This window comes from Wenyingzhuangia sp. IMCC45574 (genome assembly GCF_054182685.1).
The window spans coordinates 2,669,128-2,681,678 of sequence record NZ_CM135169.1; the positions used below are offsets into that span (position 1 = coordinate 2,669,128).

At 31.5% G+C, this 12,551-nt stretch carries 9 protein-coding genes; 6 read left to right on the forward strand and 3 right to left on the reverse strand.

What is annotated here, in order from left to right; genetic code table 11:
- Window positions 1-23: 23 nt before the first annotated feature.
- From ACXHHC_RS11410 to purD, 3 genes are all read left to right on the forward strand, one after another.
- Entirely contained in the window at window positions 24-1,679 is a 1,656-nt protein-coding gene (locus ACXHHC_RS11410; RefSeq protein ID WP_458226508.1) for a DUF6909 family protein, read from the forward strand.
- Window positions 1,680-1,763: 84 nt separating this feature from the next.
- Window positions 1,764-2,339: a sugar transferase gene (locus tag ACXHHC_RS11415; RefSeq protein WP_458226509.1), complete on the forward strand. Its 576-nt coding sequence runs from the start codon at window positions 1,764-1,766 to the stop codon at window positions 2,337-2,339.
- 2 nt (window positions 2,340-2,341) lie between these two features.
- Entirely contained in the window at window positions 2,342-3,616 is a 1,275-nt protein-coding gene (purD, locus tag ACXHHC_RS11420) for a phosphoribosylamine--glycine ligase (RefSeq protein WP_458226510.1), read from the forward strand.
- Between the two features lie 317 nt (window positions 3,617-3,933).
- On the opposite strand, the gene ACXHHC_RS11425 is transcribed toward purD, so the two are convergent.
- Both ACXHHC_RS11425 and ACXHHC_RS11430 read right to left on the reverse strand, forming a co-directional pair.
- Window positions 3,934-4,974 (reverse strand): sensor histidine kinase, encoded by a 1,041-nt coding sequence (locus tag ACXHHC_RS11425; RefSeq protein WP_458226511.1) that lies wholly within the window; start codon window positions 4,972-4,974, stop codon window positions 3,934-3,936.
- A complete protein-coding gene (locus tag ACXHHC_RS11430; RefSeq protein ID WP_458226512.1) occupies window positions 4,964-5,656 on the reverse strand; it encodes a response regulator transcription factor in 693 nt (230 codons plus the stop codon). Before ACXHHC_RS11430 ends, ACXHHC_RS11425 begins: the two co-directional genes overlap by 11 nt.
- A 260-nt stretch (window positions 5,657-5,916) precedes the next feature.
- Here ACXHHC_RS11430 and ACXHHC_RS11435 point away from each other — a divergent pair, with 260 nt between their 5' ends.
- Window positions 5,917-8,700, forward strand: coding sequence for a TonB-dependent receptor domain-containing protein (locus ACXHHC_RS11435; RefSeq protein ID WP_458226513.1), 2,784 nt, complete (start codon window positions 5,917-5,919; stop codon window positions 8,698-8,700).
- Window positions 8,701-8,891: 191 nt separating this feature from the next.
- Window positions 8,892-10,010 (forward strand): hypothetical protein, encoded by a 1,119-nt coding sequence (locus tag ACXHHC_RS11440; protein WP_458226514.1) that lies wholly within the window; start codon window positions 8,892-8,894, stop codon window positions 10,008-10,010.
- 234 nt (window positions 10,011-10,244) lie between these two features.
- Here the strand turns inward: ACXHHC_RS11440 and ACXHHC_RS11445 are convergent, their stop codons facing one another.
- Window positions 10,245-11,699: an IS1182 family transposase gene (locus ACXHHC_RS11445; RefSeq protein ID WP_458226392.1), complete on the reverse strand. Its 1,455-nt coding sequence runs from the start codon at window positions 11,697-11,699 to the stop codon at window positions 10,245-10,247.
- Between the two features lie 147 nt (window positions 11,700-11,846).
- Between ACXHHC_RS11445 and ACXHHC_RS11450 the strand changes: the two genes are divergently transcribed.
- Entirely contained in the window at window positions 11,847-12,551 is a 705-nt protein-coding gene (locus tag ACXHHC_RS11450; protein WP_458226515.1) for a 3'-5' exonuclease, read from the forward strand.

Consider the following 12,551-nt stretch of genomic DNA (forward strand, 5'->3'; position numbering starts at 1 on the left):
TTTAGTTTATGTATCTTAATTCTATGGAAAGACAAGAGAGACTACTTGCTCAAAAATCTAAAAGAGCTATAGAAACAATGTACATTACCATGTTGCATTTGTTTAACAAAGGAGATTATAAGCCCATGGGGCTATCTGGTAAATCTTTACGAAATGCTTTGTTGGAACTAAGCCCAGAGATTTATGGAACTATTGCAGATTCAAAAAAATTTGAGTTAAGTGGGTTGCTATATGTGCTAGACAGGCTGCCTTCTGGTATAGAGACGTGTAGGTTTGTAAATTTAACAGCTACCGAAGATTTAGATAAAACACATTTTAAAAAAATAGTTCCTCCAAAAAGAAGAAGGAATTGTTATAGAATAGATCACGACCATATGAATATTGAGATTACCAGAGGTAGGTCTGATATTTACGATGTGTTAACTCATTTAACTTTTATGTATTTGGAGTCTCACAAGCTAGTTAACAAAATGTTTGTAGACAATAAGACTGAAATTTCTCATGAATGGGAAAAACTAAAAGAGTTTGTATTAAACCAAGGAGAAATAAATACCGAAGATAAAGAAGTGCTTTTTGTGTATTTATCCAATATACTAAGTAGGACATTTGACGAGATTAGAGAAGTATATAATAAGTTGTCTACAGATAATTTTCCGGATCGATTTTTTCATATTATATATTGGTTGGGGAGTTTAGCAGCCAAAGAAAAAAACGAAAATGAATTTAGATTGATTCGGTTTAGCGATGCTCTAATAGATCAGATAGGACAGCATATATATGGGAATATTTGGGCTAAGAATATTAAAAATGTCTTGTTTTCTAATGATTTAATCAAAAGACCAATTCATATTATTAGTTCTAATATGCACTCTGTTTTAAATGTTTTATATGCTAAAAAAGCACTTAGTTTTAAGAAAGAAGACGATGATTTCTCTATTTATAAAAAGTTAAGCAATCCGAATACCGTAAAAGAGAGAAAACAAGTGTTGACCTATGCCATTCAGAATGGACTTATTCAGGTAGACGATACTTCTGGGGCAAATATTGATGTTCAGATAATAGATACCAGTTTTATTACAGATGCTGTTAAAGAAGAAGCACCGGTATTGTTGGTGATGGATTATGCATTTGGAGAACAAGCTTTTGAAACGATGGATGAATTGTTAAAACCATATATGTATGGAACCAAAGAAGCATATCCGTTGGATGTAAAGTCAATCTCTATTATGGGAAAAGCAGGAATTTTGTGTGGAGAGAAAGGAGATATCATGATTCCATCAGCCCATATATTGGAAGGAACAGCCGATAATTATTTTTTTTACAATGAATTGAATGAAAATGATTTCAAAAAACTAAATTTACCCACCTGTACGGGCAATATGATTACGGTGTTGGGAACTTCTTTACAAAATAGATTTATCTTAAATTATTTTAAGAATACATCATGGAAATCTGTAGGTTTAGAAATGGAGGGAGCGCATTATCAAAAAGCTATTCAAATAGCTTCTAAAGTAAGAAATCATATTTCTAGTAATGTAAAGGTAAGGTATGCATACTATGCTTCTGATAATCCGTTGCATTCTGGTAGTACATTAGCTTCTGGTGGGCTAGGAACTAAAGGGGTAGTTCCTACATATGCTATAACAGAGGCAATAATAAAACAAATATTTAATTCTTAAGATACGCTTGTAATTAGAGTTTTAAATCCTAAGGATTCATAATAAATGGTGTTTTTATAGAAGCACAATAGTAAACTAAACTAAATGTTAAAACGAATATTTGATATTCTATTTTCGGTTATTGTTACTCTTACAGTTCTTGTGTGGCTAATACCCATTGTAGCTATACTCATATTAATAACAACAGGAGAAAAACCATTCTTTTTTCAAAAAAGAGTTGGCGAAAATGGAAAGCAATTTAATATTTATAAGTTTAGAACCATGAAAGGGTTACCTCCTGTAAACGACCCTTTGTTGTCTACAGAAGAAACTAACAGAATAACACAGCTAGGTTTTTTGTTACGTAAATATAGAATAGACGAATTTCCGCAGTTTATAAATGTGTTAGAAGGAACTATGAGTATTGTAGGTCCAAGACCCGAAAGACAAGAGTTTTTGGATGATATAATTAGAGATATGCCCAATTATGCTGAGTTGCAAAAGCTAAAACCAGGGATTACTTCGTTGGGGCAAATACGCTTTGGTTATGCAGATACATTTGCTCAAATGAAAATTAGGGCTCGTTACGATTTAGTTTATTTAGATAACCTATCTTTGTGGACTGATATTAAAATAATTTTACTTACTGTAATAGTGGTAATTAAAGGAAAAGGTAAATAGAAATGAATATTCTTATTTTAGGTTCTGGAGGAAGAGAACATGCGTTTGCAAAAAAATTGTCTGAAAGTGAAAAGTTATCAAACTTATTTGTAGCTCCTGGAAATGCAGGGACGGCTAAAGTAGCAAATAATGTAGCTATAGATCCTTTGGATTTTGATGCTGTTAAGAAAACGGTATTAGAAAATGATATTCAAATGGTGGTAGTTGGACCAGAAGCTCCATTGGTGGCAGGTGTTCACGACTATTTTTTAGCAGATGAAGATTTAAAAGATATTCCTGTAGTAGGGCCTAAAAAAGATGGTGCCGAATTAGAAGGGTCTAAAGAGTTTTCTAAAAAGTTTATGTTTAAACACGGGGTACCTACTGCAAAGTATGAATCTTTTACAAAAGATACTGTTGCAGAGGGGCAAGCATTTTTAGAAACTTTACAGCCTCCTTTTGTTTTAAAAGCTGATGGATTAGCAGCCGGAAAAGGAGTGTTAATTATTAATGATTTAGAAGAAGCTAAGTCTGAGTTGGCAGATATGTTAACCAATGAAAAGTTTGGTGCTGCATCTTCTAAAGTAGTTATAGAAGAGTATTTAGATGGTATTGAGTTGTCTGTTTTTGTATTAACAGACGGAAAAGACTATAAAGTTTTACCTTCTGCTAAAGATTACAAGAGAATTGGAGAAGGAGACACAGGTTTAAATACAGGTGGAATGGGGGCTATTTCTCCTGTGCCATTTGCAGATGAAGACTTTTTAGCCAAAGTAGAAGAAAGAGTCGTAAAACCAACGGTAGATGGTTTGCAAAAAGATGGAATTGACTATAGAGGTTTTATCTTTATTGGATTGATGAATATAGATGGTGAGCCATTTGTAATTGAGTACAATGTACGTATGGGAGATCCTGAAACAGAAGTTGTATTGCCAAGAATTACATCTGACTTATTAGACTTGTTTGATGGAGTTGCTACGCAAACGATTGCTTCTAAATCTTACGAAGTAGATGATAGAACGGCTACTACAGTAGTTGTGGTATCTGGAGGATATCCAGAGGCTTACGAAAAAGGAAAGGTAATTACAGGAACAGATAACGAAGAAGAATCTATTGTTTACCATGCCGGAACTATCTTAAAAGATGGAGAAGTATTAAGTGCAGGAGGACGTGTATTAGCGGTTACTTCTTTTGGAGAAGACATTCCAACTGCTTTAAAGAAATCGTATAACACAATAGATAAGATTTCTTTTGATAAAATGAATTACAGAAAAGATATTGGTTTTGATTTAGTGTAGTATCTTTTAAATTGATGTTATTACATAAATTTAAAGTTGATTTGTGGAGATGTGTATTCGTTAATTAGAGCAGTGCATAATTCATAAACTTTAAAAAGCAAAAGCTCCATTTAATGGAGCTTTTGCTTTTTTTAAATCTGATATGGGGGATATTTCGTATAAAAAACTCTTGACTAGGTTCGAACACTCTCTAATTTTAGAGGTTTTATTCTAAATAAAAGAATAGCCATCAAGCTGAGTCGAGATGTTCTTAATAAGAATTATATATCGAAATATTACTATTCAACAAATTCACAAATAAACGCATCAATATAGTGTTATGCTTTTTCTAGGGTAAAGAAGAATGTGGAGCCTTTACCAACAGTACTTTTTACATCTATAGTTTGCTCGTGTGCTTCTATTATATGTTTTACTATAGAAAGTCCTAAACCAGAACCTCCTTGCTCTCTAGATCTACTTTTATCTACTCTATAAAACCTTTCAAAAAGTCTAGGAAGACTGTCTTTGTCAATCCCTTCACCATTATCAGAAACTTTTACCATAATTTTTTCATCATCAACATAGCTAACAGATATAATTGTTGTTCCTCCTACGTTACCATATTTAATAGAGTTCATAACAAGGTTAATTAGAACCTGTTCAATTTTAGCTTCGTCACCAATAACAAACTCAGGGATGTCGTAGAATTTATCAAACGTTAGTTTAATGTTTCTCTTTTTCCCTTGCATTTCCAGTAGGTCAAATACTTTTTGAATTAGTTTTATAATGTTAAAAGTATCCATGTTTAATTTTAAGTCGTTGGTTTCTAGTTTTGTAATTAAATCTAGGTCTCCAACAATTTCACTTAAACGTTCTATGGCGTTATTTGCGCGTTTTAAATATTTGTCTCTAATTTCAACATTTTCGGCAGCACCTTCTATTAAAGTTAGTAAGTATCCTTGTACGGTAAACAAAGGTGTTTTAAGCTCGTGAGCTACATTTCCTAAGAAATCTCGTCTGTAGTTTTCTCTGTAATTCAGTTTGCTAATTTCTCTTTTCTTTTTGTAGGTGTATTTTAAAATATCACGAGCCAAAAAGTCAAACTCATCTGCATTAATATTAATATTAGCGATACGTTTCTTTTTAAGAGTACTTACTTGTTTGTATATTTTATTAATACGGTAGTTTATATAAGTTTCTACTCCATTGTTAATAATTAAAGCAAGAATAATAAATAATACTAGAGATAAAATCCCTAGTGCTTTAATATGAACTGGAGTTTCTGTAAGATACATATATACTAAAATGCTGATATCTATACATAGTATCAGCACAAAAGCAATAACGATTGAAAATATAAAGAAGTTTTTAATTTTCATGTAAGATAAACTTATATCCAACACCTTTTACGGTCTTAAAGTAATCGTCTCCAATCTTTTCTCTTAGTTTACGAATGTGTACATCTATGGTTCTATCACCAACAACTACATCACTTCCCCAAACCTTTTTCATAATAGATTCACGGTTGAATACTTTACCAGGTTTAGATGTTAATAAAGAGAATAATTCAAATTCTTTTCTTGGTAAAACTATTTTTTCACCATCTTTCACTATCAAGTATTCGTCTCTATCTATAATAATACCACCTAAATCAGTACTATTAGAGTTTGAGTCTCCATCTTTTAATCTTCTTAATAAAGACTTTATTTTACTGGTTAGTAATTTAGGTTTTATAGGTTTTGTTATGTAGTCATCTGCTCCGGCATCAAAACCAGCTACTTGGCTGTAGTCTTCTCCTCTTGCAGTAAAGAAAGAAATAATTACATTTCCTAATTCTGGAATTTCTCTAATTTTTTCACATGCTTCCACACCATCCATCTCAGGCATCATAACATCTAATAAAATTAAGTGGGGTTGAATTTTTTTCGCTTGCTCTACAGCTTCAATACCATTATTGGCAGTGTATGTATCATAACCTTCTTTTTTAAGATTGTATCCTACAATTTCCAAAATGTCTGGTTCGTCGTCTACCAAAAGTATTTTAATCTGATTCGTTTCCATTTTTACGTTTATTATAATGTCACCAAAATTAATGTTTTCTAAATATACAAAAGTGTATTTAACAATCATTTAATAAAATGATGACTTATTGGGAACTCTTTTAGTAAGTATTAAATAGTTACTTGCATTATAATTGTGTTTTAAAATGATATTTAATACGTATTTAACTGCTTATTAACATAAACGTAATGTTTATTTTCGGTTTACAAGACATATTATATGGAATTTTGCGGCACTTTAAAACAAACATATCATTGATAATGAGAAATTTATTAATTGGGTTATTTATTTTAGTGACCTCGTTCTCTTTTGCACAGTCAAAAGGAACAGTTTCGGGAATTGTGCAGGACAAAGAATTAGACTTAGAGCCTGTTTCTTTTGCTAGTGTGTACGTTCAAGGAAAACCAACACTAGGTACGTCTACAGATTTTGATGGAGCATATACTTTACAATTAGCTCCTGGTAGCTATACTATTGTATTTGAATTTGTAGGATACAAAACAGTAAAAAAAGCAATAACTATAAAAGGAGGAGTTAAGCAAACGGTTAATGTAGTTATGGAATCTCAGGCAGCTGCTTTGGGTACTGTTCTTATTACAGTTGCTACTACTAAAGAAACTGAAGAAGCGTTAGTAGAAGCTCAAAAAGAAGCAGTAGTAATCCAAACTGCAATTGGAGCTAAAGAATTATCTAAAAAGGGTATTGGAGATGTTGCGGCAGCGGTAACCAAAGCTGCTGGTGTTACAAAAGAAGAAAGCGGATCTGGGAGTATTTTTGTTAGAGGTTTAGGAGACAGATACAATGTTACAACATTGAACGGGTTACCATTGCCATCTAATAATCCTGCGAATAAAAATATTAGTTTGGATATATTTTCTACTGATATTGTTGAATATGTTGGGATTAGTAAAACTTTTGAATCTCAGAATTATGGAGATTTTGGTGGAGCCAATATAGATATTAATTCTAAAAAGTTTTCAGGGGATCCATACGTAAGCGTTGGTTTAAGTACAGGTGTTAACGAAAATGTTTTAGGATTGGATAATTTTTATTTACAAGATGGTCCGAGTTCTTCTGGATTTAAGACAATTGATATTCCTTCGAATCCTTTTAATCCTGATGCATATCAAACAAGTTGGGATAGACAATCTAAAAATAAATTATTGAATAGTGGTTTTTCTATTGCGGCTGGAAAAAGGTTTAAAATAAAAAACGCTGGGAAAATTAGTGCTTTTATTACCGCTTCTTTTGATTCTGATGTTAAATATATTGAAACAGTTGACAGGGGTGGAGTTTTATCAGATGGTTTTATAAGCTCTGATTATTTTAAAAAATCATATAAGTATAGTACCAATAGTACTGTAATGGGGACATTAAATTATAAGATTAACAATCAGAACTCTATATTGTTTACTTCTTTGTTTTTAAATTCAACATCTCAAGATTATAGTGAGTACGAGGGGAGTAATATTGATTTTGATGGAGGGGTTTCTGGAACAGATTTGTCTGGTATCGTAAAAAGAGGAACATTTGATAAAACACAGTTGCTTGTAAACCAGTTTGTAGGAAAACATGAGATTAGTGAAAAGTTAAATTTGAAATGGGGATTAGGACATAGTTTATTAAGTAATGTAATTCCTGATCGTATGCAAAATACGTTCGTTCCAGAAAGAAAAGAAAATTCAGATTTGTATACTTTCTTTACTGATTCTTCAATTCATAATCATAGATATTTTCAGGAGTTAGATGAAAATGAAATATCAACCAATATTGCTCTTTCTTATAAATTTAATCAAGATGAAGAGTCTGATGATTACAAAAGTCAACTGACATTAGGATATACAGCAAGATTTAAGAAAATTGAATTTGAATCAAATCAATATTCATTTAATCCAAAGTTTAATAAGTTTAATTTTCCTTTGAGTGATATTCATAATGTAGATGCATATTTTAATTCATCACAATTTGTAGCTGGTCAAGACGGTATTACAAATATTCCTCAAACATATGACGGAGATTTAATGGTTAATTCATTATTCTTGAATTATAAGCATTCTTTTTCTCCAAACTTTACAGCAATATTTGGTGCAAGATTAGAATCAGTTAGTCAAGATGTGAATTTTGCAACATCTTTAGTTCCTGATGGTGATGTATCTACTTTTTCGGCATTCAAGGTTTTACCTTCTTTGATTTCAAAGTATAAGTTAAATGAAAAACAAAACTTAAAGTTTGCATTTAGTCAAACATATACATTACCACAGTTTAAAGAAAAAGTATTATTGCTTTTTGAAGAAGTTGCTCAAGGGTATCAAGGAAATCCAGATTTATATGAATCAACAAATTATAATGTTGATTTAGGTTGGGAGTATTATCCTGAATCGGGAGAGTTAGTTTCGGTAACGGCATTTGGTAAATTAATTCAAAATCCAATAAATGAGGTGTTTATTAATTCAGCTTCTGGAGATATTAGCTGGGTAAATAGTGGTGAAGAAGCTAAAATTCTTGGTGTTGAATTTGAGTTGAGAAAAAATATTTTTGTTACAAATAACAAAGAGACATTACAAACAAAACTTTCAGGAGGTATTAACGCTTCTTATATGTATCATAGACAAGATTTAGATGAAGCAAAAGTAAGTGAAGAAAATAAAAATGTTTCTGCTAGTTTTACTTTTGATGATTCTAGGTTAGCAGGTGCATCGGATGTTTTAGCTAATGCTGATATTACAATCTATAAGGAATTTTCTGAAGATAAAAATCTAACAGCAACATTAACATACGGATACTTCTCTGATAAATTAGCAGTTATTGGTTCTCAAAATAGAGGTAATATAATTGATAAATCTGTAGATCGACTAGATTTGATTGTAAAATCAAGTTTAACAGATAAAATTAATGTGGGACTTTCATTTAAAAATATATTAAATCCTGTATATGAAAGGGTTCAAGCTCAAAGCGAAGTACCAGGAAGTAGTATAGAAGATATTGTAATTAACTCATATAAAAAAGGTGCAGCAGTAAGTGCTTCTATCAGTTATAAATTCTAAGGGATTAGGAGGGTAAAAGAAAGAGGGTCTATTTATTAATAGATCCTCTTTTTTTTTAACATTAAATTGATGTATCTATTAAATAGTTAATGTGAATTTAATAATGTCGTAACGTGTAGGTGTTGGTTCTGTTGTTTATTTGTAACAGAAAAATTTGAAACAAAACAAAACAAAATTTAAAATTTATTAAAATGAAAAAATCAATTTTATCAATTTTTGCAATTGCTGCTTTAACTTTAACTAGTTGTGAAGAAGACAATGGAACAACTGTAACTAGTGTTGTTGCTGAGTTTGAAGTAATTCAAGACAATTTAAAAGGAGATATCACTAAAGGTAATGATGTTACTTTAGATGCTTCAAAAGAATACACATTAACAGGAGGTTTAGTTGTAAAGTCTGGAGCTTCTTTAACAATTCCTGCAGGTACAGTTATTAAAACTGATAAAGATGGTATTTCTACTTCTATGTACATTGCTGTTGAAAGAGATGCAACAATAAATATTAATGGAGTGGAAAATAACCCAGTTATTATGACATCTGGTGCTGAAAATCCATCTCAAAGTGATTGGGGAGGGTTAGTGATTTGTGGAAATGGTATTACTAATGTTGGAGAAAATGTTACATCTGAAGTAGCAGGATTAAGCTACGGAGGTTCTGATAACGCTGATTCTTCAGGGTCAATTGAGTTCTTGAGAATTGAGTATACAGGTTCTAAATTTACTTCAAAAAAAGAGTTTAATGGTATTTCTTTCTTTGCTGTAGGTTCAGGTACTACAGTAAATAATGTATATGCTTACGAAAGTGGAGATGATGGTATAGAGTTCTTTGGTGGTGCTGTAAACGCTACTAACTTAGTAATTGAAAATGCATATGATGATTCATTAGATTTTGCTGATGGTTATGTTGGAACTATTACTAATGTATATATTTCAGGAGTTACTAAAGCTGGTATTGAGGGATCTAACAATGGAAATACTCCAACGCAAGAGCCATTAACAGATGCTAAATTAGTAAATGTATCTATTGTTAAAGGAGGAGCAGATTTCGGAGCATCAGAGCAGGCTATTAACTTTAAAGAAGGTTCTGGTAAGCAAACTTATACTAATTTATTTGTAGAAGGAACTGCAAATTTTGCTAAGATTTCTGCTGATGCTGGGACTACTGCAAGAATTGCTGCAGGTGATATTACAGTAAATGGTTCAGCATTTGTTGCTGCTAACAACGATGTTGCTGATTATGTTTCTACAGAAACAGGAGCTGGAAGTGGAGCAACATTACCAACATGGGCTACTAAAATTTCAAAAAACTAATACTAACTTTATATCAGTAATTTTTTTAAGAGTTAAAACCCACCTCACAGAGAGGCTACTGACAAAGTATGCTTATTTTGTAAAAAAGGTTTTTCAAAAAGAGATTTGACATGTAAATGTTGAATCTCTTTTTTTATTTCAATACTTTTTTGGGTTAATTTTTGAGACTTTAAAAGAGTTTGAAGAGGTTGTTTATAGCCTTTTTATAGGCTTTAGTTTTAGAACTATTCGTTCTTAGCTTAATTTCAAAATTCTTTTAAGATTTACAGCAAAAATGGTCAAAGCACCTTGCATTTGCATATTTTCAATACCATACGAGGTAGCTCTTCCATAACCATGAACATTTTTTAGTTCACCATTTTTAGCTTCTATCTTATAGCGATGCTTTGATTTTTCTTTAAAATAGTCTGTTTTTTCAAAATCAATTTGCTCTTGGTGTATTTTTGATTTTATGGATATCGAATATGTTTTTGACTTAGCTCCTTCTTTATAACATCCTTTTCTTAAAGGGCAGTTTTTACATTTTTCGACATTAAAATAATAGGTGATTACTTGATTTTTCTGAGTATTCTTCTTGCCTTGAATTGCTTTTTTTGTTGCTAGATGTCCAGCAGGACAAACAAACATATCTGCATCTTTATTATAATCAAATTCATTTTCTTTTTTTCTGAATCCTTGACTAATCGCAGGATTTAACTTTGCTACTATTTGAATGTTTTTTTCTTTGGCTAATTCTAAATTTTTCTTGCCTGAATAAGCTGCATCCCCAATAACTGTATCTACAGCTATTCCATTTTTTTGACTTTGCGCTATAAGTTCTGGCAAAATAGGTCCATCTCCTTTTTCGCCTGAAGTAACAACGGCTCCTGTGATAATTCTTTCTTGTGTCATGGCCAGATGACTTTTAAATCCAAAAAAGGAACTATCTGATGACTTGTGTCCTATTTTAGCATCCATATCTTTAGATACAACTTCTTGTTGGTGTTGTTCTATATCATCGATAGATTCTTTTAATAGGTTCAATTTTTCTTTTACAAAAGGTACTTCGCTAATTGTTGGGGAAGCTTCAAGTAAAGTTTCTAACTTTTTACTATAGGTCATTTCTTTTTCTAAATCATTACAATCGTTTTTAGTAGGCATTTTATGTTTCCAATCTTCCTTGTAGGTATAAACAGCTTTTCGAAGTTGTTTTGATCTTTCTCGCAAGATATCAATAGCTGAAGATGGATTAGATTTGGATAAAGTATGCGTAGCATCAACAATGATAGAACCCGAACGGATGATTCCTTTTTCGACAGCAATACTTACGGTTTTGTTAATTAATAAATCTAGTAAATTGGTGTCTTTAAGACGTTGCCTACGGAATTTTGTTAAGGTACTTGGATTGATTACTCCCTGCTCAGGTAGCATTTCTAAAAAATACTTAAAAGACATGTCATAACGAGAACGATCTACCACATCAACATCTGATAAAGTGTAAATCACTTTTAATAATAGGTACTTGAAAAGTTTTACAGGGCATTCAGCTGTCCTACCTTGATCTATGGAGTATTTATCTAAAAGTTCTTCATAAATAAAACTAAAATCTATTAAGTCATTGATTTTTCTTAATAAATTATCTTGGGGAACTATCAAATCGTAAAGTGAACTATATTCACTTAGACCTAAAGTTTGTTGTTGATTCAGCATAAAGAAAAATACAAAAAAAGAAGAATAGAATTTAATAATTCTATTCCTCTTTTTTATAAATATACTTTTTCAGTAGCCTCCTCACAGAGGTGGGTTTTTTTATTCGCTATACTTTTCTAACTTTAGCAATAAAGCTATATACTGTCTATGAATATAAAAGTTGCGAAAGAAAATGTGTTGTTTTTAGATATAGAAACAGTTCCTTTATACGAGGAGTTTAAACAAGTTCCTGAATTAGAACAAGAATTGTTTGCTAACAAAACAGCATATAAAAGAGGAGAAGATGTTTCTGCTGAAGCGTTTTACGAGAAAGCAGGCATTTGGGCCGAGTTTGGAAAGATAGTTTGTATATCGGTAGGTTATTTTGCCAACCAAGAACTACGAATTACATCTTTTGCATCTGATAACGAGGAAGTGTTGTTAATTCAATTTAAAAAAATACTAGAAGAACATTTTTACAAGCCTCAAAATTTACTATGTGGGCACAATGCTAAAGAATTCGATTTTCCTTTTATTGCTAGGCGAATGATAGTTCATGGTATTAATCTTCCCAATCAGTTAAATCTTTTTGGTAAAAAACCTTGGGAAATTCCTCATTTAGATACCATGGAAATGTGGAAGTTTGGAGATTATAAGCATTACACTTCTTTAAAACTATTAACTTATTTGTTAGGGATTCCAAGTCCAAAAGGAGATATAGACGGAAGCCAAGTGGGTAGTGTGTATTATAAAGAAAAAGACTTGCCAAGAATTGTTCGTTATTGTGAACAGGATGTATTGGCCTTAGCAAGACTTTTCTTACGGTTTAATAATGAACCTTTGGTGGAAGATTCGGAAGTGGTGTTTGTATAG